The 24,805-nt window shown below is 36.4% G+C and carries 23 protein-coding genes and 1 pseudogene; 1 reads left to right on the top strand and 23 read right to left on the bottom strand.

Annotation, left to right across the window (positions count from 1 at the left end; genetic code table 11):
- Positions 1 to 17 precede the first annotated feature (17 nt).
- The 6 genes from FJR05_RS21985 to FJR05_RS21960 form a co-directional block, all read right to left on the bottom strand.
- A complete protein-coding gene (locus tag FJR05_RS21985) occupies positions 18 to 254 on the bottom strand; it encodes a type II toxin-antitoxin system HicA family toxin (RefSeq protein ID WP_168646074.1) in 237 nt (78 codons plus the stop codon).
- Positions 251 to 463 (bottom strand): type II toxin-antitoxin system HicB family antitoxin, encoded by a 213-nt coding sequence (locus tag FJR05_RS21980; protein ID WP_168646073.1) that lies wholly within the window; start codon positions 461 to 463, stop codon positions 251 to 253. The genes FJR05_RS21985 and FJR05_RS21980 overlap by 4 nt, the downstream gene beginning before the upstream one ends.
- 43 nt (positions 464 to 506) lie before the next feature.
- Complete coding sequence (locus FJR05_RS21975; RefSeq protein ID WP_168646072.1) at positions 507 to 1,274, bottom strand: glycosyltransferase family 2 protein; 768 nt, start codon at positions 1,272 to 1,274, stop codon at positions 507 to 509.
- Positions 1,275 to 1,297: 23 nt separating this feature from the next.
- Positions 1,298 to 1,801 carry a class I SAM-dependent methyltransferase gene (locus tag FJR05_RS21970; protein ID WP_371416931.1) on the bottom strand — a complete coding sequence of 168 codons (504 nt, stop codon included), beginning with the start codon at positions 1,799 to 1,801 and terminating at the stop codon, positions 1,298 to 1,300.
- Between the two features lie 171 nt (positions 1,802 to 1,972).
- On the bottom strand, positions 1,973 to 2,425 hold the full coding sequence (locus FJR05_RS21965) for a DUF29 domain-containing protein (protein WP_168646071.1): 453 nt from the start codon (positions 2,423 to 2,425) through the stop codon (positions 1,973 to 1,975).
- 198 nt (positions 2,426 to 2,623) lie between these two features.
- A complete protein-coding gene (locus tag FJR05_RS21960; RefSeq protein ID WP_168646070.1) occupies positions 2,624 to 3,391 on the bottom strand; it encodes a Uma2 family endonuclease in 768 nt (255 codons plus the stop codon).
- 225 nt (positions 3,392 to 3,616) lie between these two features.
- Here FJR05_RS21960 and FJR05_RS21955 point away from each other — a divergent pair, with 225 nt between their 5' ends.
- Positions 3,617 to 4,078 carry a DUF29 domain-containing protein gene (locus tag FJR05_RS21955; RefSeq protein WP_168646069.1) on the top strand — a complete coding sequence of 154 codons (462 nt, stop codon included), beginning with the start codon at positions 3,617 to 3,619 and terminating at the stop codon, positions 4,076 to 4,078.
- A 9-nt stretch (positions 4,079 to 4,087) separates the two neighbouring features.
- Here the strand turns inward: FJR05_RS21955 and FJR05_RS21950 are convergent, their stop codons facing one another.
- From FJR05_RS21950 to FJR05_RS21870, 17 genes and pseudogenes are all read right to left on the bottom strand, one after another.
- Positions 4,088 to 4,897, bottom strand: a complete 810-nt coding sequence (locus FJR05_RS21950) for a nucleotidyltransferase family protein (protein ID WP_168646068.1) — start codon at positions 4,895 to 4,897, stop codon at positions 4,088 to 4,090.
- A gap of 70 nt (positions 4,898 to 4,967) precedes the next feature.
- The gene (locus FJR05_RS21945; protein ID WP_168646067.1) at positions 4,968 to 6,194 is read right to left on the bottom strand and encodes a glycosyltransferase; all 1,227 of its coding nucleotides are present in this window, start codon (positions 6,192 to 6,194) and stop codon (positions 4,968 to 4,970) included.
- Positions 6,191 to 8,077 carry an asparagine synthase (glutamine-hydrolyzing) gene (asnB, locus tag FJR05_RS21940; RefSeq protein WP_168646066.1) on the bottom strand — a complete coding sequence of 629 codons (1,887 nt, stop codon included), beginning with the start codon at positions 8,075 to 8,077 and terminating at the stop codon, positions 6,191 to 6,193. The genes FJR05_RS21945 and asnB (FJR05_RS21940) overlap by 4 nt, the downstream gene beginning before the upstream one ends.
- Before the next feature lie 29 nt (positions 8,078 to 8,106).
- Complete coding sequence (locus tag FJR05_RS21935; RefSeq protein WP_168646065.1) at positions 8,107 to 9,270, bottom strand: glycosyltransferase; 1,164 nt, start codon at positions 9,268 to 9,270, stop codon at positions 8,107 to 8,109.
- Positions 9,271 to 9,276: 6 nt separating this feature from the next.
- On the bottom strand, positions 9,277 to 10,470 hold the full coding sequence (locus FJR05_RS21930; protein WP_168646064.1) for a glycosyltransferase family 4 protein: 1,194 nt from the start codon (positions 10,468 to 10,470) through the stop codon (positions 9,277 to 9,279).
- Positions 10,471 to 10,506: 36 nt separating this feature from the next.
- Positions 10,507 to 11,415: a glycosyltransferase family 2 protein gene (locus FJR05_RS21925; RefSeq protein ID WP_168646063.1), complete on the bottom strand. Its 909-nt coding sequence runs from the start codon at positions 11,413 to 11,415 to the stop codon at positions 10,507 to 10,509.
- A 75-nt stretch (positions 11,416 to 11,490) separates the two neighbouring features.
- A complete protein-coding gene (locus tag FJR05_RS21920) occupies positions 11,491 to 12,888 on the bottom strand; it encodes a hypothetical protein (protein WP_168646062.1) in 1,398 nt (465 codons plus the stop codon).
- Positions 12,889 to 13,469: 581 nt separating this feature from the next.
- Entirely contained in the window at positions 13,470 to 14,408 is a 939-nt protein-coding gene (locus FJR05_RS21915) for a glycosyltransferase family 2 protein (RefSeq protein ID WP_168646061.1), read from the bottom strand.
- A complete protein-coding gene (locus FJR05_RS21910) occupies positions 14,398 to 15,381 on the bottom strand; it encodes a glycosyltransferase family A protein (RefSeq protein WP_168646060.1) in 984 nt (327 codons plus the stop codon). The genes FJR05_RS21915 and FJR05_RS21910 overlap by 11 nt, the downstream gene beginning before the upstream one ends.
- Positions 15,378 to 17,141: an asparagine synthase (glutamine-hydrolyzing) gene (asnB, locus tag FJR05_RS21905; RefSeq protein WP_168646059.1), complete on the bottom strand. Its 1,764-nt coding sequence runs from the start codon at positions 17,139 to 17,141 to the stop codon at positions 15,378 to 15,380. The genes FJR05_RS21910 and asnB (FJR05_RS21905) overlap by 4 nt, the downstream gene beginning before the upstream one ends.
- Before the next feature lie 2 nt (positions 17,142 to 17,143).
- Positions 17,144 to 18,046, bottom strand: coding sequence for a class I SAM-dependent methyltransferase (locus FJR05_RS21900; protein ID WP_168646058.1), 903 nt, complete (start codon positions 18,044 to 18,046; stop codon positions 17,144 to 17,146).
- Entirely contained in the window at positions 18,043 to 19,101 is a 1,059-nt protein-coding gene (locus FJR05_RS21895) for a glycosyltransferase family 2 protein (RefSeq protein ID WP_168646057.1), read from the bottom strand. Before FJR05_RS21895 ends, FJR05_RS21900 begins: the two co-directional genes overlap by 4 nt.
- 9 nt (positions 19,102 to 19,110) lie before the next feature.
- Complete coding sequence (locus FJR05_RS21890) at positions 19,111 to 19,974, bottom strand: FkbM family methyltransferase (protein ID WP_168646056.1); 864 nt, start codon at positions 19,972 to 19,974, stop codon at positions 19,111 to 19,113.
- An 84-nt stretch (positions 19,975 to 20,058) separates the two neighbouring features.
- Entirely contained in the window at positions 20,059 to 21,384 is a 1,326-nt protein-coding gene (locus FJR05_RS21885; RefSeq protein ID WP_168646055.1) for a glycosyltransferase family 4 protein, read from the bottom strand.
- Positions 21,377 to 21,622, bottom strand: a pseudogene (locus FJR05_RS21880) (capsular biosynthesis protein CpsI); the annotation flags it as partial. The pseudogene FJR05_RS21880 and the gene FJR05_RS21885, both read right to left, overlap by 8 nt.
- Positions 21,623 to 22,207: 585 nt before the next feature.
- Positions 22,208 to 23,230: a glycosyltransferase family 2 protein gene (locus FJR05_RS21875; protein WP_168646054.1), complete on the bottom strand. Its 1,023-nt coding sequence runs from the start codon at positions 23,228 to 23,230 to the stop codon at positions 22,208 to 22,210.
- A gap of 465 nt (positions 23,231 to 23,695) precedes the next feature.
- Complete coding sequence (locus FJR05_RS21870; protein ID WP_168646053.1) at positions 23,696 to 24,736, bottom strand: glycosyltransferase family 2 protein; 1,041 nt, start codon at positions 24,734 to 24,736, stop codon at positions 23,696 to 23,698.
- Positions 24,737 to 24,805: the final 69 nt, after the last annotated feature.

The following is a 24,805-nucleotide window of genomic DNA, read 5'->3' as shown; positions in this document are numbered from 1 at the left end:
TAGTTTTTCGTTGATTATCAAGAATTAAGAATGTCTTGCTTGGCAATTCCTTTATGGCGGGAAACAGCAGCTAAGATAGAATTTAAAGTTCCGACTCTCAATGGGTTATGATCAGGGACACAAAGACGGTGATGAGCAGGCGTTTCTGTTTCCAGGATAATGTGGATTCCTTCTTGATTGACAATTTTGTAATCCCACGTTTTACACAAAGTTTGAACTAAATCTGAACCTTTCAGATTTCTGGGTATTTTCATTGAATTAATAAAATTTCATTTTTGACAAGATGCAAGTGTATAACTGGAAAGCTCGATTCTTCAAAGTAAAAAGCTTTAACGGCTTCTCGAATATTGGCTTTGAGTTCTTCCCAAGAATCTCCTTCGGTAAAAATGTCTTCAGTGAGGCATTCGGTGACAAATCCGCCGTCTTCTTCTTGAGAAACTTCAAAAACAAGTGTATTTACCATTAAATTAAACTCCTAGCAATAAAGAGCAGGTTATTTGAGCCAATTAATTATCTATTTTCTCTGCTTCTATTATATGTATACTCAGCAAAATTTCTGCTAAAACTCTCTGAAGTGTATAGTACCAACCGTGCCAGCCATCAAGAATAGAGCCTTTGATGATCAAACAATAGATTAAAATTATTAAAGGTGCTAGGATTTTCTTTTTGCGGATGCGATCGCCTAAACTAAGTTCATGATCTGGTGTTTCTAGAAGTTTTTTACTTTCAATTACCATATAACGATCTTGCGCCCATAACCAACGACTCAAAGGTTTGCGATCGTCGTGGTGAATGTATGCTGATAACTGACTATATTTACCTTTATTCTCTAAAAGTTGAGTATGTCCGTCATCAATATATATTGCTTTGTCTTTACGGAAAAGAATTTGACGGGGAGGGAGTATAGTACCCCGTAAAGGTTTACCAAATACACAATATTTGAATTTAGCAAAATAGCCATCAATGCTGGAATTGGGAGATAGATTTTTTATTTCATTTATTAGTGCATCAGTGACAATATAATCTGCATCTAACGATAAAACCCACTCAGTTGCAACTTTTTCTAATCCATAGTTCCATTGAGTAGCATGAGTGTCAAATTTTCTGGAAAATACTTGTACTTGAGGATAGGAAGATAAAATTTCTAATGTTTTATCTGTGCTATAACTGTCAATAACAATGATTTTACTTGCCCATTTAAGTTTTTCCAGGGTACGATTAATGTTATTTTCTTCGTTATAAGTAAGAATGAGGGGGATAATTGTTTCTAACATTAGGATATTTAAATAAATTCTTGTTATTGAACTATGGTACTAGAACACAACATACTTTTCCAAAGATAGGGAAATCTACCCGCAAACTTAAACTTGATATTTGTATAGTTTTCAGAAACAAGTAAAGCCGTCATAGTTGGTACAGAAAAGAATTTGATATGACCACCATCCCAAAGAGCGGTAAAATGGTTGTCCATTTTCCCTGTAGCTGCCATAATTAGATTTTTCAGATAACCATGATAGGGTGTAGTTAGAATTAAACCACCATTGGGTTTGAGGCATTTTTTAGCGCTTCTGACTAATTCTTTAGGATAAAATAAATGCTCAATTACCTCAATAGAAATCACAATATCAAAGTTGTCTCCTAGTTCGGAATATGGTAAATCGTAAATGCTACCTTGAATAAAGCGACAATTGGGAAAAGTTTGATTAGCCAATTTTACACCTGATTCAGATTCTTCAACACCAACAACTTCATAACCCTGCTGTGCTAGGAAATTGCTCAAGCTACCATTACCACAACCAATATCTAAAATCCGAGGTTTTTGTTTGTTATTGGGGGGGGTAGCATTTCTGACATCATTTCTATAAGTGGTTTTAATATATAGGCATGATGATGTCCAAGTTGATTATTGTTGTACAAGTATTCGTACTTTGTATTTGGATATGTCATTTGTTCTGTAGGAGTAGTTGTATTATTATGGTAAATAGTCAACGTCTAAGATTTCTTCTCTAGTAAAAGGTGACTCAGATGGGAAAGAACTAATAGGTAGTCCTGTTTCCAAAGAAGCCTTTTTCCTGGCTTTGGCGTAGCATCTATCCAAGTTTTCTTGATAGTATGGTTTCAGGCTGGGGCTAACATCAAAAGCCTCTAAAATTCTATCTCTATGTTCAAATATAGTTAGCAGCCAACTATTAGATCGTTGCTCTGGCTGATATTTATATTTAAGTAAGTGCATAAGCAATATTTGTAGATTACTTGTTAATGAGTTTTCTTCACTTCTGCTCATGCTTTCTATTTCTTCTATCAAATAAGATAAATCAACCTCAGCTAATTTACCTTTACGCAATTGACTAGCGGTGGTTTCTAGCCAAAGTTGATAATCTTGATCATAGAGATTTAATGTTTTCTTCGGCAATTGAGCAGTCATGATTTACACCTAGAAAATTTCGATTTTGATCATAAAAATCGCCAAAGCGATTGATTTTGAAAGAATCTTATAGCTGTTATCGTGAGGATGCAATCAATTGAGGGCGTAGGCCCTGCGCCCCTACGGGTTTTGCGATTTACTGGCTGTATCTTATTCAAGTGCATACCGCTATATCAAGACTGATACAAAAAAGAACTCTTAAATATCTTCTAAGTTAATCCCCATTGCTTGCAGTCTTTCAGCTAGTTTAGCAGCTTTTTGTTCTGCCTGTTCTGCTCTTTGACGTTCTTGTTCTGTCCTTTGACGTTCTTGATTGACTAATTCACTTCCCCAGAGTAATAAATTTCCAGATTTATCCCACCATCGTAACCAATAACCCTCAAATTCGGCTTTTTTTCCGATCCATACACCCAAGAATAGGTCTAAAGCTTCTATCCAAAAGTGCTGATTTTCATCTGGAGATTCTTGCTGGTATTTACCGTTAACTAAATTATGAACTTCTAAAATTCCGGTTTGGGGATGGAAAATCACATAAGTGGGAATTTTTAAAATTTGTTCGTAAAAGTGCCACTTTCCATAGGGATAATGAGAATTAATGGAATATTCCGTTCCTTCGGTTGCGGACATAAATTCCATGACAATGGTTGGGTTTTCTCCTTCGTTATGGGGAGTGTAACTACGACGGATTTCTCCCAGCGGTAGGGCGTGGACAGAAGGAACGTAAACCCAATCAGGTGCTTTGACGATGGTTTTGTCATCCACTGTGGCACACAGACCAAAATTGGAGGCAATCAGCATTGATTCTAGAATTAATCCTGCCAGTTCTAGAGATTCTCTGAGGGCGGCAGCGAGAAGAGGTTGGAGGTTATTTTCCACGGGTTCGTCTGGTAGGGGAAAATCTGCTGGTAGTTTTTCCCAGGTGATTCGAGGTAGGGTATTGGGGGGACGGAGTTGTAGAACTGTCATAGTGAGGTGCGATCGCTAACAGTGTTAATTTATTATATTGTTTATTGTTGGTATTTAGATTAGATGGTTGAACAATTCTATTAACGGTGGAATTGGTACTACGCTTAACCAATTTAGCACAACTTTATTGCAATCTGTAGATCCCCGACTTCTTGAATAAGTCTGGGATCTTATATTTAAAATATAATGCTATAATACAGCCAAAATAAACCGCCCATATCAACTATGAGTAAAACATCAGTAAAATCAGTAAAAAATCTTTATGAACAGGATTTTTCTCTCTGGATTGAAGATACACTTAACAAGTTAAAAACGCGAGATCATGATAATTTAGATTGGGAGAATTTAATTGAAGAGGTAGAATCTTTGGGCAAAAGTCAGCGTAAAGCAGTCAGGAGTTTTTTGGTGCGGTTACTAGAACATTTATTAAAACGGTGTTATGTACCAATGTCAGACTGTTATCGAGGTTGGGAAATTGAAATACGGAATTTTCGCCAAAGATTACAAATTGAATTAGAAGATTCACCAAGTTTGAAAACTTTTTTGAGAGAGATTTTCGTTAAAAGTTATGAAATGGCATTGGAAAATGTCAAAGATAGTTATCCTGATGTTTATTTTTCCAATCTTTGTCCATTTCCCAATGATGTAGATGCTATATTAACTAACAAGTTTTGGGAAGAATTATAAATTCGTGAATTATATGTCTTGTGCTTGAGATTCTAACCAATTATTGAAAAGGGCGATCGCTATTTTTATTTTTTCCATCACTGATTCTATCTGGTTTGCTAATTCCCATACTCTTTCCTTGCGGAGTTGCAGATTATAACTATGACGTGCTAAATGTCTAAATTTTCGATAATCATTTAGTTGTAACAACAACGAACCTTGCCATAAGGGTGGACGATTTTTTCCGCCAACTTCTGCTACTTGTAATAATAATTGTTCATGCCAATTCTGTGTTTTTGGCATTCCTCCATCCAAGCTTACAGCGACTCGCTCACTAATTCGCTCACAAGCGGTATAAAAATCACAAATATAACTAGATAAAGCAGGAGTGAGAGCAATTTCTGGAATACTTTCTGCTTGAGTAATTAATTGATTTAAAGCTTGAAAATTTTGCTCTAAAGCCATCATTTCATCTTCGATCCGAGTTTTTAGTGCTAAATAGTTATTAGTAGGCATCGGTTTTTCTTTGAGAATGCGACGACGGACAAAGTTTGGAATTTCTTCTAATGCTACTAAGTCTATTTTTAACCAATGAGGTGTAATTTTTTCCAAGATGGAATAAGCATCCCATCGTTGTTGTTCTGACATTCCGCTCACAGCTAAATCTAAATCAGATTGCCAATGCCAAGGACTTTCACCTGATAAAGAACCAAATAATATTACTTCCTGCGCTCCATTTTCTAAGAGAATTTCCTGACATTTTTGGGCAATTTGCAATGCTTCTTTCTTTCTCTGTTCTAATGTTTGACTGACATTTTCTTGGGTAAAATTTTTAATCATAGTTCTCTCTACAGAGAATAATCAGTATTTATATTTTAACACATCTATAATTTGGGTTTCAAATTTCCTATCAAATTGATATTTTCAAAAGTAAATCCTTATATACTGAAATCATTCTTAATGCAATACTATCCCATGTGTAATTTTCTAAAATAAACTGCCTGGCGCGATAGCGTTCGCAAAGCGTCCCGGAGGGAACTAGCGCTCCGTAGGAATCGCCCATGTTTTTCAATTCTTGAGGCTGATCTAAGAAATGCTGAATAGCAGTAGCTATCTCATCTACATCCAGTTGTTCAACATAGCCAATTTGTTGTTGAGCAACAATATCAGATAAAGCGACACCAGGTGTAATTATAACTGGAGTACCCGCAGCTAGAGATTCTATAACTGATATACCAAAGTTTTCGGAATAGGAAGTCAGTGCAAATAAGTCTGCTCCTTGCATTAATAAATCCTTGGTTTCTCCTTGGACAAATCCAGTAAAATGGGTACGGTTTTCAATTCCCTCAGAAACTAAAAGTGATTTAATTTCATTTTCATAATCTGGTTCACCGCTACCTGCTAAAATAAATGTAAATCGGTGATGAGATATTTTTCCTAATGCGGGAATTAAGTAATCTAATCCTTTTTTGGGATGTAAGCGAGATAAAAATAAAATAATTGGTTCATCTACTGGTAGATTAAATTGTTGTCGCAGCCGTTGATAAGCATTAGGAATTATCGCTGGAATGGAAAGTCCATGAGGAAGAACAAAACTTGAAGAGGTTAAATTCAATAGTGAAGCTTCTTGTTGTTCTGCTTCGGAAGTAAAATGAATTGATTGACTATGATTAAGATTAGATTTTTCAATAATTCTGAGATATAGTTGCTTTTTCATGGCACTTTGCTTTAAAGACCATGTACACAGTTGTCCTAGAGGACGAATGATGTAAGGAATTTTTTGAATGCGGGCGATCGCCATTGCTATAGTAGAACTATAAGAAAAAATAGCATGAATATGTAACAAGTCATAATTACGAATATTTTGCCATAACCAAATAGTTAATTCTCTAGAAAAAGCAAACTCTCTCAATGGGTGTATAGGGGGAGAAAACCGCGAAAAGAACCAAACGGGAACTTGTTGATAATCTGTACATTTTCCTAGAGGTACATTTAGTAACTCTGTTCCATTATCGTTGGTTGTGGCAATTTCAGCCTCAATATTTAAATTATTTAAGGCTTTAACCATTTCTAAAACTGCCTGACTAGGACCGCCGCGAATAGTCGCAACAGAAGGAATTATATGGAGAACTTTCATGATTTAATCTGCTCCCACCAATGTTTCAATATTGCTAAACTCCAACGACGATACCAGGGAGTGAGAGATATATTTGGGGGAATATTTAGGTTTTGGAAATAATCACCAAATTCACTATCCATCCAACTTTCAAAGGGAAAAGAAAAGCCTTTTTTGGGTCTATTTATTACCCAATCAGGTACTTCTGTAATTGCTTGGGTTAAAAGTTTTTTCCCCTGCTCTAAACGAATACTACTAGGAATTGGTGCAACAGCTTCTAATAGAACTTTATCCACAAAAGGCACACGCAATTCTAAACCCCAGTTCATGCTCATAACATCACTATCTCGCAGTAATTGATTACGCATATAGCGACTTAATTCTAAAAAGCTGACTTCATCTTCTGAAGTAGAATCCCACCCTAACCCTCCCCTTGCTAAGGGGAGGGAACTAGACTCCGGTTTCCCTTCCTGGAAAGTGACTGAGGGGAGGGAAGTAGATTCCGGTTTCCCCCCTTGATAAGGGGGGACTAAGGGGGGTAATATTGGGATGCTTATTGATAATTGATTAATAATGATACAAGCTTCTTGATGAGAAAAAATACCGCGAAAAGTATTATAAGCAGAAGCGAAAGTAGGAGGTTGTTTTAAAAAGTCACCCAATCGTTTTATTTTTGGTGAAGTTCCCCAACGTTCCAATCCTAGACCCAAACCTGTACGCAAGAAAGGTAATGTATTTAGTTTTTTACCCCATGCAACCATTTGGGGAACTTTTTGAAAAGACTGATATCCACCAAATATTTCATCTCCTCCTAAACCTGATAATACTACTTTCATGCCATTGTCATGGGCAACTTTAGAGACACAAAATGTATTAAAGCCATCAATACTCGGTTGATCAATTGCTGCGAGGAAATCGGGTAATATGCTCTTAGCAAAGGATGATGTAACTTGATATTCTGTGTGTTTTGTACCAAAATGATTAGCGATTTTTTGAGCTAATTCTCCTTCATTGAATTCTGATTCAGCAAAAGTTATGGAGTAGGTAGATAATTGCGATTGTTGGGTTTGGGTTGCTAAAGCGAGAATGGTTGTGGAGTCAATACCACCACTGAGGAAAATTCCCACTGGTACATCACTAATAAAATGATGTTTAATAGAATCAAATAAAGCTGTATGGACTATTTCTTGCGCTTCTGGAGGAGAAATTTTTTCAGGAGTAAAATTTATTTGCCAATATTGTTTTTTAGTAATATTTCCATTCTGCCAATATAGCCAATTACCAGCGGATAAACAATGGATGTCAGCGATTAGGGTGTATGGTTCGGGAACTGAACCGGTTGTTAAATAACCATATAATCCTTCCACACTCATATTAATTGCAGGTAAACCAGATGCTAAAACTGCTCTGAGTTCGGAAGCAAATACTAAAGTTGTACCTAATTGGTAATAGTAAAGTGGCTTAATTCCTAAAGGGTCACGAGCTAAAAAACAAGTTTTTTCTAAATCATCCCAAATGGCAAAAGCAAACATTCCTCGTAAATGTTGGACACAGTCAGAACCGATTCTTTGATAAAGTTTAAGAATTACTTCTGTATCTGTTTGAGAATGAAATTTTTCACCTTGAGCAATTAAATTTTCTCGTAGTTGTTGAAAGTTATATATTTCTCCGTTGAAAGTAATTGAATATCGTCCGTCATTGGTAGACATGGGTTGATGTCCAGCGGAACTGAGATCAAGAATAGAAAGTCGAGTATGAGCTAAAGCTGCTTGTTTGTCAGTTGAAATATAAATACCTGCATCATCGGGACTACGATGTTTTAGTGCAGTTTGCATCTTTTCGATTTTTGCTTCTAAATTCCCATCATTGGGATTTAGGTTAATAATGCCTGCAATTCCGCACATAGTTAATCTTTACGATATAAAATTTCACTTCAATCATTGGATTTAACTGGTTGCCAGCCATTATAATCATGCAAATATCCAGCCAAAGTTTTCTGAAACTGCTCAAGACCAAAAGTATCAATAACCTGTTGACGTAAAGATTCTGGCTGATACATTAAAGAATGAGGATATGTACCCTGTAAAATCTGAATAATAGTTTTAGCAATTTCATCTACATTATCAGGATTTACCAACGCTCCCAGCTTACCATGACAAAGAGCATCAACTGCACCATCTTGATTACCTCCCAAAACAGGTTTACCGCAAGCTAATGCTTCTAAATAGACAATACCAAATCCTTCTTTTTTACTGGGCATAGCAAAAACATCACAGAGATTGTAATAATCACACAGTTGTTCATCAGGAACAAATCCAGCTAAGGTGACACAATCTTGTAATCCGAGTTGGGTAATTAATTGCTTAATTCTAGTCTCGTCATTTCCTTTACCCACAAGAATGTAATGAATATCGGGAATTTGCTGACGAATTTGAGGAAGTGCTTGAAGAATTTGGTCATAACCCTTATAGCGTTCAACCTCTGCTAGTCGAGCTACAGTTAATACTATAGGTTGTTCCCGCCTTAGTCCATATTTTTCTAATAAATAAGTAGGTTTTGGGGCTGGTTGAAAGCGACTTGGATCAAACTGGCATGGTAAAATAACAACTTTATTTGGGTCGAGGTTTTGTTCTTTGATGAGGCGATCGCGTGTGTAACTGCTAATTGCTAAAATCAGGTCTGCATGATGTAAAGCTGTTTGCAAAGCTGAGTTTTTGATATCCCAGGCTTCGATACCATAAGCACTAGTCCAATAAGGGATATTTGTCAACCGTTTTAGCCAGTAGGCTGCAACAGTAAAATTTAGGTGTCCGGTAATGATTAGATTTGGGCGTTTCCAGATTCCCCAACCAATTAACTGGGCTGCAAATGCAACTGTTCTCAGTGGTAATGGTATAGATCCAGCAAGGTGAAACCTAGTAGGGGCTATGGTCGAGAAGTTGGGTGAGGAATGTCTATCATGTTTGATAAAGATATCATAATCAGTATCAGGGTAGATATTCTGAATGGCTTGGAGGAAGAAACAGCAGTATGTTTGAATACCCCCTGTAAATTCAAATATGTTCGGAAACCAGAGGTGAAGATTATTTTTATTCATAAGTTTTTACTGTTTTGAATCCAACCTCAAATACTGAATAGATGCTAAAGTTCCTGCTACCAATTGGGTTATTGAATACCGATCAAATATTCGTTGGCGGGCATTTTTTCCCATTTCTTGAAGTTGTGTAATATCAACACTAGCTAGTTCGATTATCTGGCTTAATACAACTGTATCTCCAAAGGGAAAAACCTTTCCCGTTACACCAGATTCAATAAGATCACTTGCACAACCAACACGATCGCTAACTATAGCAGGTAAACCACAAGCCATTGCTTCGTTTACCACTAATCCCCAAGTTTCGCCATAGTCAGAAGGTAAAACTAAGCAATCAGAAGCTACATAAGCTTTAGCAATCTCACTCTGATTAAGAAAGCCTGCAAAGGTTACCGATAGTTGATATTTTTCTACAAAGCTTTGAGCTTCATTCATCAATTCGCCTGTACCAACAATCAATAAGTGAACAGAGGAAGTAGTTGATCGCACTTTTAGCAGCCGTAGAGCCTCAAGCAAGTCAAAAATTCGTTTCTTGTTCTCTAGCTTACCAACATAGCAAAAACAAACTGCGGCACTTTCGATTTGCCAATGGTCACGAATTTCATCTCTGTGGGGTTGTAGATGCTCAGATGATATTTCAAAACGTTGATTATCAATAAAGTAAGGACAAGAAAAAAGCTTGCGTTTAGGTACACCGTTTTCAATATAAAAAAGACGATTGTTATTACCAATCACTAAAAAAGCATCATAAAGTCTTAGCAATTGCTGATGAATTAAACGTACCCAAATAGGTCGAGGTTTCAAATTGTTAGATTCACCACGAACCATACAAGGAATACTTAAAAATTTGCAAGCTCCTAATAATTGAATTAATGGCAGAGTTTGCCAACCAGTTAAAATTACAATATCTGGCTGCAAATCTTGAATTAGTCGAACGGGATGGGAGAGGTATTGGGATAAGAAACCACTGTATCCTGTTTTATGCAAATATTCTTTGGCAACAGACCATTGATATCCTTCTAGTAGAGGAATATCCCATTCAAAAGCAATACCAAAACCAGTTCCTTGCTGTTGAGCATCTAAGATTGATAAAAATAAAACCTCTAGTTTTAGATCATTTCTTTGAGCTAAAGCTTGGAACCAAGGAACTTGATATTGGATAGGATGAGTAGCAACGATTAAAACCTTGGGAATAGAAGACATTAACTAGCGATAGCCTCAAATTAGGATTGAATTATTTTAACCACTTATATGGCGATCAATATATGACGGACCCTGGCGAAACAAAGATAAAGCCCAGAGCATACCTCTAATCTCAGCTATCAAAGTCAGCGGAATCCACCAAGGATGGGAAAGATGATGACGATTTATAATGGAGCGAAATGGTCGAGCAAGCATTTTACTAAAGCGTCCACGCATACCTTTTGCACGCAAGAGATAATAGTAATCACCTACGGTATGGTTGGGTAACCATGTGGTTAGATGATGACCATGACTTCTAGTACCTCCAGAATTTACTTTGAGATGATGAATGCAAGCTGACGGTTCAAATCTAATTCTTCCTCCAGTCTGACGAAAACGATAGGCAAACTCTGCCTCAAATTGATAGGCAACTTTAACAAAGTTCTCATCAAAGCCGCCTAAATCAATAATTTGTCTGACATTAATGGAGAAATTGCCACCCATAAATTGTTCTTTCCACTCACTCTCTGTGGACGCAAATGGGCTTTTTGTAGTTGAAATCTCTTGATCTTCTTCCCATGGTTGAATTACCCTTCCAGCTACAATTACGTCTTGATATTCTTGATGGGCTTGCCAATGAGCTGAGACAAGTTCTGGGTCGGGGATAATATCATCGTCGAGATAAAGTGCAATCTCGCACTTAGCCGCTAATAATCCTTCATTCATGGCGTAGGGAATTGATGGCTGAGATAGTCTGATTAGGAGAATCTGACCATGCTCGTGCCATTCTGTAAGTTGACGGTCAATTTCAGGCTCATGCTGATATGTTTGATCTACAACAATTATTTCTGTTGCTTTCACAGGTAGAGCGAAAATGTAGTTCAATGTATCAATTAATACTTTTTCCCGTTGATATGTGGGAATAATAATGCTGATGGGTAATGTAAACTGGTTAATTATCTTCATCGAAAAAAATTATAGAGTTACTCAGTAAGCGTCAATCTCAGCAGATTCAGGTATTGAGATTATCAAGTGAATTAATTACGACATATTCCTATTAAAGACTTTGCGAGCAATAAGTTTCCATGAGGTAAAAGCAAAACCCATACAAAATCCTTGAATGCTCAAAACAAAAGGATCTCCATATATCTGAGCCGCACTGGTAAATACAGCAAAGTTGGCTATTTGAAATGCTAAGACCCCATTGGTAAGAGAGCCAATTTTACTGTCATATTGATGCGTTATCTTCAGTATTTTCCATAAATATTGAGTCAACACATAAACAATAACTACACACAAAAGAAATCCTGGGATTCCTAATTCGATAATTATTTTACCTAAACCTGCTTCTCCAGCACCTGCCACGAGTGTATAGGATTCACCAGCAGCATATTGACTGCCTCCACTGACAATACCAGCACCGAAACCCATCCAGTTATCGTAATTAAGCGCCCATTGTATCGAACTTAGACCTAGCCCACTAAAGCGGTCTTGCACATCATTGACAGATATCTCACCTCTGGTGGTGTAAGCTTGAAAGGAATCAGTATCTAATATTGAGTTTAGTGCTATTGATCCTAATAATAAGCAAAACATCAATATTATCAATGGCTGAAGAGACATCTTTTTGCTGATAGACAGAGAAGTCAAAATATATAGTATTAAGTAAGAGAGCAGAAAAGTAATGACCGTAACGACAAATTTACGACGACCAGTTAGTAACCCAGCGCTAAATAATAGCATCACAGTTGGTAATGCTATCAGATTTAATTTTTTGTAGCTACCTGACAAAAAAAGTAGGCAGGTTGCACAAATACCGCTACCCATATGCCATGCGGCAACTTCAGAAGTACGCATGATGCCCGCATGAGATATTAAAATCCCCCCGCTAATGCGACTATCAGTAATAGTTAAAGCCTTGCCAATGGGTTTGAGTATTTCCCAGTTTACAAGATTGGACCATTCAAGATAGATGCTACAAGCAATAACAATATTTATTAAGATATAACTTAATACTAACTTTTCCAGGTCTCGAGCATTATAGAAATAATAAGATGTCAGGCAAATAGCAAATAATGGAAGTAAATACGAAAGAATACCCAATATGGGAACTACGGGTGAATTTGTTCTCAAAAAGGCGTTTAAAGCCTGTAAAAATACAAATAAAATGAAAATTTTTAATAAATTTAGTAAGTTTGAATAATTTTGAAAAACTTCCGATAAACTAAATCTTCTAAATTTAACTATTGCCGATAAAGCTGTTAATAGAAATATACCTACTATTAGTAAGTTTAAAGCAACTGGCTGTTCGGGTATGATTTTTCTTAAGGGGTCTTGCAGAAAACCTGTGTATAAGCCAATTGGAATACCAGTTTTCCAGTCAGATATAATAGCTCCAAATACCAATGCAGCACTAATTAACAGTATTATATCACTCATCAATGTAATTCCTGTACAGTTATTAGTAAATTAAACTCTTTGAATCAATTAATTTGTTACTGATTTGAAAGTTCATGGCAAAAATTTAGTATTCAAATTATGTAAGACACCAACCTAATTTTAAAGCTTTCTCTTCAGGGACTATCAACAAATCTTGTACATATTCTTTTGTTTCAAATTTTTCTTGAAAAAGCCATTTGCCTTTAACTTTGGCATAAACTCAAATTCATTGTAGAGCTTTACCAAGAATTCGACTGTGTCCTGCTCATAGCCTCCCATCATATAAGCCATAAGTTCGAGAGAACTATGAGTGTCCAATTTTACCAAATAAGGGACTGGGCGATGTAACTTCGTGTCAAAAATATCATGTGATCTCCCCGGTCGAAGCGTTTTGTATAGCAATATGAGAAATCGAACTTTCCCTCTAAAATTTGGAAGTTTCGTAAATGGATATAAAAATTGATGTAATTTCATGATTTTTTAGTGTTGGTATAAAGATTTAGTTTTTATCGTACCAATTTGTATTACCTACGCTTAACTCCCTATTATAGACTGACTCATGAGTAAGCTTTTAATTTGAATTATTGTAAAATTAGTCGCAAAAATGCTTTAACATGAAAAGGATAGCATTTTATCGCTTGTAAAAAATGACGACGCGCTCGATCACGTGAATAGTTTAAGGCACACGCACCCATAAAATACCAAGCATTTGCTTCTAACAACTTTGAATTATCTAGTCTAAACTTGGATTTCTTCAAGTCTTCTGTTAATTTGTTTAGGATATCGTCTTCAGATAATTTTCTTTGACGATGTATCGCACAATCTAAAACTGCCTTTGCAGCAATTGCTTGTTGTGGACGCTGACGGGAACTTATTCCATTAGATATCCACACTGCTTCATATAAAATCTCCTCTGTTGTCAAACACAATCCGCATTCAGACATACGAATCCATAAATCCAAATCTTGAGCAACTTTATACGCTGATCTGTAGCCACCTACAAATTCATATATGCTGCGTCTGAACATTACGCTACCATGATGGGATGGACCTTTTAACTTTTCTAAAGAGTCTTCATGAAGTCCTTCATTTAACTCTGCCTGAGTCATCTGAACTTCATACAAAATTTCATGTTCTGGATCTACATACCGCGTACCACAAGAAGTAAAAACAGCATTAGACTCCCGTTGTAATTGTTCAAGTTGAGATACTAATCGTCTCGGATAGGATATGTCACCACCAGCATCTTGCCGGGCAATAAACTCTCCTTTTGCTTCTGCACAGCCACGAATTAAAGCTTTTGTTAAACCTGAATTTTCTTGGTGAATAATTCTTAATCTTGGATCTCCCTGGGCATAAGTGTCTAGAATTTTGCCACTATTATCTTTGGAGCCATCATTGACCACAATAAACTCAAAATCTACATTTTCTTGAGCCAGAATACTTTCAATAGTGCGGGGTAATGAATCAGCACCATTATAAACACTCATTACTACTGATACTTGAGGATTATTTTGCATTACGCCACCGATCACTCCAGCAAGCTAGTTTACCGATATAGTTCCAACCGAATAAGGTTGCTAATATTTTATAACACTTAAACTTAAAACTATCCCTAATTTCCGGGGTTGAAGCTTGCCTTGCCAGGTGGAATAGTTGACGAGATTCTTGGCTTAGTCCTGCTGCCCCACATTGCCTTGCGAGTAAAAACAGTTCCTTAGCGAAATGTTGCATTTCTGGCTGTTCCTCTGTGATTCCAGCGCGAATAGCATGATTTAATATTAAGCTATGGGCTTGGGCGCGATCGCATAGACGATTTGGATCTAGGGCTTCACCACGACTTAAACGTATTCCATCGTGCATAGAAAATTCACAAACATATTCAGAGCAGTAATTTAGTTTGACACCTAGAGAAGCAATTCGACAATCGTACTCCCAATCTTCTTCTAGGCGGAGTGTTGTCCAAGCTCCTGCGCCATCACAAATTTTTGCTCGATAGAGAGGAGCAGATGTTTCCCACCAACGGTATTGCAACATTAAAGGAAACATAGTCGCCACATAAATACCCGTATGTTTGTGAGGCTCAGTCGTCACACTACCATTTGGATAACGCAGCCTGACCATCCCATAGGAAACACCACAATCTGGGTTGGCTTGCAATCCTGCAACTTGCCACTGAAATTTACTGGGAAGCAAAATATCATCGCTATCTAAATATTGGATAAATTCTCCTCTGGCAACACAACGTCCTTTTTCCCGTGCAACACCAGGACCGCTATTAGTTTGGGAATATACATAAATTATATCGGGATGACTAGATGCTAGTTGTTGAGCAATTGCAAAGGTGGAATCTGTAGAACCATCGTCAACAATGATAATTTCAATTTGTTTATAGGTTTGAGTGAGAACACTTTCAACTGCTCGAATAAGTTCTTCTGAGCGATTATAGACGGGAATAATTGTACTAACTAGACCTTTGATACGATTGATCATTTTAAATAAAAACTAGACCACAGTTCAAGTAATAGCAATCGCCAACCAATATGGGTAAATATAGATAAGTTACTAGGCAAAGCATACCCTTTTTTGCCATGAACTAGATAATCTTCCATGGCAGATTTTAATCCTAGCTTTTGACACCAACTATTGGGCTGTAACATAACATCACTAGCAAATTGACGAAATTGTGAATTTTCTTCAATCCATGAACTAGCAATCGAGGCTCCAAATTTGGGACGATTAATTACGCCACTGGGTAATAAATCATACTTGTGAGCCATTTCTCTTAATATTAATTTATTACTTTTTTGATTCAACAAATAATTGCTAGGTAGTTGATATGCTATTTCTGCAATACGACGATCTAAGAAAGGGGAACGGGCTTCAACACTAGCCGCCATACTAGCTTTATCTACTTTCATTACATAGTTATTTGGCAGTTGCCGTTGAGATTCAAATAGACGGACTGCTTGACAAAAGTCACCTGCGGATTGATGTAAATATTGCTTAAATATATTGCGAAAATTTAGGTAGTATTTGCCATAACGTCTACCTGCATAACGCTGATACAGCTTAAATATTTGCCACTCTTCAATTCCTTGAGGTGGCAAAAAAGTACCATAGCCTGCAAATAATTCATCCGAACCTTCACCAACCAAAACAACTTTAATACCCATATCACGGCATTTTTGATAAAGAATATTGGTGCTAAAAGTTCCCCAATCCGCAAATAAATCATCAAAAATCCATGCTTTACCTTGAATTTGGTTAATTACTTCTTGAGGTCTAATAACTACTTCGTGATGTTTAGTATTTGCATATTGGGCGACTATTTGAGCATCAGCCCTTTCATCAATCGCTGATTCGGCAAATGCCATGCTGATGGTTGTAACTTGCCCATGTTTTGAGGCTAAGGATGTTAATAAGCTAGAATCCAGTCCACCCGATAGGAGTATGCCAACAGGAACATCAGCGAGTAAATGTTCTGAAACAACTTGTTTAAAGGTTTCATATAGCTCTTCTAATTGCTCTGCTGGTTTGATTGCAGTTTTAGAAACTGCGGAGGGAGGAGTAAAGTAGCGATGAGTTTCTTGAATTTCACCTCGTTGTATTTTTAAATAACATCCTGGAGGGATTTTGTTGACATTTGCTAATATCGTTCGATCTTGATCAAATGTGTAACCAAATTCTAAAAACTGCTGTAAAGATTGTTGATCGAGAGTGGGTTGAAATCCAGGGATTTGCAGCCATGCTTTTACTTCTGAGGCAAATATAATTCCTTTGTGATCGGGAAGTTTACCATAATAAAGTGGCTTCATTCCCGTGGGATCTCTTGCTAGGTAAAGGCTTTGGGTTCGCTTATCCCAGATAGCAACGGCAAACATACCTGCAAAATGGTTAAAGCAACTAGCTCCCCATTCAATAAAAGCCCTAAGAAATACTTCTGTATCACCCCGTGAGTTAAAGTGATGCCCTAATGTTTCTAGTTCAGTTCGGAGCGCTCGGAAATTGTATAGTTCCCCGTTATAGGCAATTACCACGCCTGACTGTGGATCTATCATTGGCTGATGGCTGGCATTACTTAGATCGATAATGCTTAATCGGCGGTGTCCTAATGCAACTCCTAACTCGTGATCAAAATATGTACCTGAATCATCAGGACCTCGATGAGCGATCGAGTTCAGGGCATTTTCTAGAACTTGAGGGTCGATATTTTGTCTAGAAATTGACTGCCAGCCTACTACTCCACACATGATTAAAACTCCTGTTGATTACTAGAAGTTTTCTGGATAACAAAACAGATACTACCAGAACTGTTCAATCGATCTATTTGTTTCTCTTTTTCAGACCAAGTAAACATTTTTCGTGGCGTGAGAAATGGTAATTTTAATTCAACATACGATGCTAATCGTAAAAGTGATTTAGTAAATTTGTTGTAGCTGCCCATCTCTGATAAAGCTGTAAGTGTATCAGCAGAATTCCAGAGGTGAGTTACCTTAAGCGATTGGGTAGATTGAACAAGGGAAATTAACCCCCATGCGGTGTGGTGAAAAAATGACGAATGAAATGGCTCTCCTTGAGAAACAGTACCAACAAAAATACCATTCGGATGCAAAACTCTTTCTATTTCATTTATAGCCAAGAAAGGATTGTACAAATGTTCTAAGACTGCATAAGAAATTACACAATCAAAACTTGCTGATTTAAAGGGAATGGAATGGGCATCAGCCAAGAAGTCAGCAGATATATTACTGTAGTCTATTCCCACATAATTATGTCCCAGGTAATCAAAACATATGAATTGATCACGTGGTCCACAACCCAAATCTAGAATATTGCCTCTTAATTTTAAATATTTTGTTATCTCTGTCAGTAACTCACTAGAATCTCTAAGACCCTTAGGTCCATCATATGTAAGTATTGGTCTAGATATATCAACATTATCTATTATGTTTTTAACTATACCACTATCTATTCTTTTGACGGAAATGATAGAATTTTGTGGATTTTGTGGTTTTAAGTTAGTAAGATCACTTGAAAACTTACAACTTGTACAAGAAATTTTATCCTCGATATTCAAATTACATCCACAGTCTGGACACATTAAATAGTCTTCATACCAAGAATTTTTCATACTATTTTTAGATATAAAACTCATGATCTTTCTTTGTTGTAGATAACTGGTGTGTCAATATTGCCAAAATGACAAGATTGTAAATTCTCTATTCTTTTTACAACAGGCAATTTGCTTAATTCTCTGTAAAGAATTACTGCTGGTGCATTATTCCTACTTTTTTCTTTCTCTGTTTGAGAAGGATGCCAAAGATGCACCATTGGTAAATATCCGTAATTCCATACTTTAAGGGTTTGCGCTCTTTCCCAAAATTCATTATCTTCACCTCCCCAACCTATAAATGTTTCGTCAAAGCCACCAATCTGCCAGTATTTATTTCGGGCGATCGCAATACTACCACCTGCCTCCAGATTTTGTACAATATTTTCTAAAGGCTTATTGATTAACGAACCTCGATTATCAAAAAATTGCTGAGTCCCGACTTGAGATAAATAGAATAAAAAACGCTTAATATTAACTACTTCGTAACCTTGCTCTATTCGTCTTAAAACTTCCTTGGCATAGTCTTGAGAAATCAAGAAATCGTTGTCATGGAAAATTAAAATATCTGATTTTGCTTTTCTCGCACCAACGTTGAAAGCCCATGAGCGGCAATAGGGCATATCTACAGCGGGCAGTGGGGTGTGAATATACTCGACCCAAGAAGGTAGATATTCTGGTAAGAGAGATAAATTATCTTGTTCGACGACAATACACTCAAGTTGAATATTGCTCTGCCCTGCGATACTTTCTAGAGTCTTAAGAAGATGTGGTAAGCGGGGTTTTCCTCGATGTCCAATGATAAAGCTTACCTGTGGAGAATTAGATTTTTCAGGAGTAATATTACTCAAAGTGATCGGATGATTTGTTAAGGCTTTTCTAAAAAGTTGCTTACCTAAAAATGGCAATATTTTGGGGGCGTGTAGGTCAGAAGTCCACAACCAATCACACAAAAAGCCTTCATGATCTGGAGATACTTGCAACTTTTCGTAGCGGTTACAAATAGATAAATAGCTATTATCTTTGGCTAAGATAGCAGTCTGGTAACGCCAGAAATCTTTTACTAATACGCCAATCAGACTTTGTATATCTAAAAACATTTGCCTTATTTAGAAAGAAACACCTAAGACTTCATATCTAGAAGCTGATTTGCATCGCTCTAAAATTTGAGTAGGATTCCGAAGCCATAAGTAATTGTTACCTGAATGTATAGGGACTGTATTTACTAACTCTCTTTTGAAGGGATCGTAGCTTGATGGTTCAAACCCAGATTTTTGTAGGATTTCTTTAATCTCAGGTGTAACTGTCTCTAATAAAACAGCCAGTAACGAATCGCGAAGCAGAGTCTTGATTGCTCCAGCTATTACTGCGGGTTCAAAACCCTCAACATCTATTTTTATGAGGGTTGGCTGCAATTTATCAAGCATAACATCAAGAGATTCGACAGGCACTTCAATGGAGTTTCCTAAATAGTCTGCATTAACTACTTTGTTCATTGTATCAAGACTCTCAGAGAACATGAGCGAACCATTAGTTATCCCGGCGGCACAGCAACGAGCATCAACTAAGGAAACTATGTCATTTATGTTAATGTTACGTTTTAGCCGCTTAAATGTTTCTGGTACTGGTTCTAGAGTAAAGCTATTTGCTCCAACAACTTTTGAGGCAAGAATTGTGTAGGAACCAACATTTGCACCCACATCAATAAATAAATCTCCTGGTCGTAATAGATGTAGACAAAATGCCATGTCTATAAATTCGTGCAGTCCAGTATAAATATTACCTGTAGCACCTGTCATTCCCCGCTCCACGACTAGTTGAGAATCGCCGATAAATGGAATTACAATTGGGAGGTTTAAAATGCGTGATCCAATTTGCCATTTGAGCCAGAGGCTAAAAGCAGCAGGTAAGTTTTGTGATGCCAGTGGATGAAAGCAGATAAATCGCCAAGTTCTCAGAATTTCAGTAATCATAGGCATAAAGGAAGAAATAGTTCACTATTCCAAGTTGTAATTCCGATAAATACTTCTGGCATTTTTTTCACGATTTTATTCATGTTAATTTGATGTATTTTCAAGGTTTTGAAGACGCTTGATAAATTCTTCTTCATTGGCATTTGTACCATAAGAATGCGGCCATTCTCCACCAGCACTCTGATGCTCAAAGCGAATTCCTAAGAATTTTCTAACTGTCTCTGCTAACTTAGTTCCTAGTAAGCGATCAAGTTTTCCTGATGCGAGTAATTTTTGCAATGATTTAGATAATTGTTTAGGTGGTAATTTTAGAATTTGATTAATTGCTTCTTCCCACATTTGGACTGAATAGGAACGACTATAACGCTGACAGACAAGTTCGCGTCCTGCTTGACTCAAATTAAATCTTAATTCTGGATCTTGTAACCTAGAAATTGCTTCTGCGGCTGCCTTGACATCACCAATAGGGAACATAAGACAGTTTTTACCATCATGTAAACTTCCCTCTATACCACTACCAACATATTGAGATGTAACTAAAACTACGCCCTTAGACATTGCCTCCCAAGCTACAATTGGTCCTGTTTCCCAAGTAGAAGTTAATAAAAGTGCAGTATTGGATTCATAAATTTGATTATTAAGCTCTTCTTGACTTAAAACACCCTTAAATTCTACTTTGTCACCAAATACAGCTAATTCAGAACGTAAACTTTGTTCGTCAGGTCCACTGCCAGCTAAAACCAATTTATAGTTATTAGTGTATTTCTCAAGCTCGGTCAAAATAAGAGGAATATCACTAATTCTCTTTTGTTGTTCTTCAAAACGTCCCACATAAGCCAAAGACAAAACATTTTCAAAAGTTTGTTTGATATCGGGTTTAGCTGTGTCAACGCCGTATGGGGCATAAAATAATCTCTCGGTTTCAAAAATACGAAGATTTTTAATTAATTGAGTAAGTAATTGATTAGTTACAACTACTGCATCAATAATATTATTAAATTGATTAATATCATCTAAAAAATCTGCCTGAGATCCATGAAGTGTCATGACAACTTTGGGCGATTGCACAAATCCCTGTGAACGAATTCTTTCCACCGCTAGATAAGTATCAACAATATTGACATTTAAAATCAGATCAGGATTTAGTTTCTTGAAAGCAGAAGCTAAAGCACAAATTCGCCCTTCTTGAGATCCTGTCTGATTTTTAACACAATAGAAATTTCTAAAAGGATGCTTGTCTAGATATTGTTTTGTATCGTGATATTTGCCCTCGGTTAAAACAAAAGTTACATTCCATCCTTTTGACTCAAGCCCTGCAATGAGGTAGTCTAGCCAAACTTGAACTCCACCAAGCACATAGGCACTTGGAGCGACTACAGCAAGATGATGGTTAGTTCTAAAGTTATGCATAATATTTTCGATACCACTGTACAAACTTGACAACTCCCACCTCAATTCGAGTATCTGGTCGAAAACCCACGTCCTCAATCAAATCCGTAACATCAGCATACGTAATTGGCACATCCCCTTGCTGCATTGGTAGAAAATTTTTTTTAGCTACTTTACCTAAAGACTGCTCTATTACTTCAATAAAACGCATTAAAGATACAGGCTGATTATTACCGATATTATAAAGTTTGTAATAAGCTAGCAATCGATTAGCTAAATGAAAACCAATAAACCCAGCTACTCCAGTTACTAATATTTTCACAAATATCTTTACTTCCTTGAATTGAGATATGTTACTCAGTACTTCTAGTTCGCCCTTTTGCACCTCATTTAGATCTGCCTAATTATAAAGTACTCTCTATAGAAATTTATCATAGATGATTTCCTGGAAATAAGACTCTCATTTACAGCAAATTCTGATCAGTTGTGCCACAGCTAAAATGCTAAAACCAAGACGGGGCTATGCCCTGGGACTCTTTTCTTGTGGCGGGTTTGATCCAAAACTGCTGTAATTGCGCTTAAGCAAGATATCCCAATTTCTCATCCTAAGCATTTATATTTAGATTTCTAAGTATTTATATTCACTTTCAAACTGAAGCTTGCTCTGTGCTACACCTTTTCTAAATAAGCTGTACTAGTAACAATGGAGTAGTCGGGCATCGTCAAAAGAAAAAGGGTATGAGTTGGCGGCCCATTGGCTCTCGTGCCTTAGCTATCCATAAGGTCTTTGAGCTCAATGGTCAATGGCAGAAAATCTAGTTTACAACTGCTTCCATTAGCTAAATCACTGAATTTTTACAGGTTGACCTTTTTTGAATAAATTCTTTATTCTAGTCTTAACCCCAAATTTATACCTTAATAATAGAAATGTGCACACTAAAAAATCAGTATTAATAGCAATGTAATAATACGGAGTTAGCTTAAGTTTACTATTAATAATAGTCTGTTTGTAAAATTTTAAAAGGTCTTTATAATTAAGGGGTTCCAAGTAAATATGTCTGAAGTAGCGTTTGACTAAATTAGAAATACTTTGATAGAGAACTTTTTTGGGTATTTTTACTGATAAAGATAAGTAATTAAGAATAATGACTTGTTCTAATACCTGAATTTCAAATTTTGTTCTCACCCGTGCTGTGTTGCCATGTTGGCGAAAATAATTAAGTGGCTCTGTAATAAAAGATAAATCAGACTTAAGTAATATTTTGATCCAAAAAAGCCAATCTCCACAAAGCTTAAGTTTCTCTATATCCGAATCTAATTCAAAAATAAATTGATTACGGAATAATACAGCGCTAGCATTTGGAATTACACATTTTACTGAAAAATAATTTTTACATTCATCCATGCCATCCGCATTAAAGTCATTTAACCATTTAGAGCGATCCAAATCGTCTGTCCACTTAACTAGTGTTGAACCAATAGTTCCATTTTCATCAACTTGCCATGATTGAGAGTATACCAATCCAACCATAGGATAAGAATCTAATTTTTGAACAAGTTTTTCAAGGATTGTTGGTTCTGCATAATCGTCAGATTCCGCTATCCAGATATATTCACCCGTTACTAGTCCGAAACCTTTATTCCACTGCTTAAAAGGAGAGCCGCTATTGGCTTCATTGAAAATAGCATGACTAATTTTGGGGTGGTTTGAGTAGTTAGAAAAGACTTCCTTACTATTGTCTGTCGAAGCATCATCAAGAAAAATAATCTCGAAATCCTGAAATGTCTGGTTAAGAACGGTTTCGATACGTTGCACTAAAAATTTAGCATGATTGTAGTTGGGGATGATTACACTAACTTTTGGCATATTTTTAGAAACAAATAAAATGGATTTATCTAAGTAGGTTTGCTGATAAAACTAAAAGATTTTTTTAATGCTACCTATATTGTTTTGCCAATGGAGTAGAAATGATCCAAATTTTTTGGATATTTTCTCGGTATCTAATACTGATACTGGAGGTTTAGAATAAACATTTCTTAACTAACCTAATAGCCATTTAAGAATTACAGTCTTTTTTAGGCTTCTGTAGTATGGGGTGCAGGGGTTTCACCCCTGCGTGGGGCTACGCCCCACACCCCAACGTATCCCTTAATCATTAAGTAGGCTGTATTTAAGTAAGTAGGTGGACGTAAAATAACCCAAATGTGTAACGATATGTAAATTTACCTCAATGCGTTATTGTGGTTGAGTTTTAGCCATTTCACAAAACGAAATATATTTTGATTTTCCTCCGCCCACCTACTTATTAATTTGATAGCTTAATTTTTAAATTCACTTAATGAACCTTTTGAAATGTTTTAAACGATGCTTAACTGACATTTTTTTTGATTTTACATATTCTGAAAATTCTTGCAAATATGTTCGACTAGCCATAAGTTTTAATGCTGGATAAGTTTCAGAAATTTTATCCCACTCATTTAACAATGATGGATCTGAATTTCTTATTGCTTGCAGCCAAGCTGAACGGGCAGAGTTCCTTAATAACAAGATTAAATCAATTGAAGGAGAAAGTCGAAAAGCTACAGATCTAAGAGGTAAATATATAGGGTGAAAAACAATATTATTTAGAATAATGTTTGTATCTATACAATCAGCACGATAATTCCCAAATTGATAATTTCTTGTTGTTGTTGCGTTAGCATGAACTCTAAAGGTTGCTAATACTTCAGGTATATATGTTATTCCCACATTTGTAGCTATTCTTGTCCAATATTCGTGATCTACGAGTTGAATGAGATTAGGATCGAATAGTCCAAAACGATGAAAAGCAGAGCGGTGTAGCATTACTACAGTTGGCTCTCCAACTATGTTCAAGCCAATATTTTGTAGAACAATTTCACTATAAGTTTCAGGTGAAATATGAGAAAGATTTAAAAATAGATCTGTTATTAATTGAGCATGATTTAAAAACCATTGTTTCTTGCTTTCGGGGATAGTATCATCAAAAATAAAGTTGCGGCTACAAAAAATAATTGTGTCATCATCTTTAACCGAAGCCATCATTTTCTCTAGACAGTCATGCGTAATCAAGTCATCTTGAAAAACAAATTTAATCCATTCACCTTGTGCAATCTCAACACAGCGATTCCAATTGCCGACTAAACCTAAGTTTGTTTCATTTCGGAATAACCTAATACGATTATCTTTTTGAGCATATTCTAAGGCTAAGGCGTAAGTATCATCAGTAGATTGATCGTCAACAATTACAATCTCAAAGTCTTTATATGTTTGTATAAAGACACTGTCAAGAGTTTCTTTAAGGTACTTTTGACCATTATAAGTTGGGATACAGACTGAGATAAAAGACTTCATAAGTATGTAAATATAGCGTGTTTACCTGTAGCCTAGTGTATATGTTATCGTAAGATTTAACGATAGGTT

The organism is Dolichospermum sp. UHCC 0259, assembly GCF_009711935.1.
Lineage (GTDB): Bacteria > Cyanobacteriota > Cyanobacteriia > Cyanobacteriales > Nostocaceae > Dolichospermum.
This window is presented reverse-complemented; position numbering and strand designations above follow the sequence as displayed.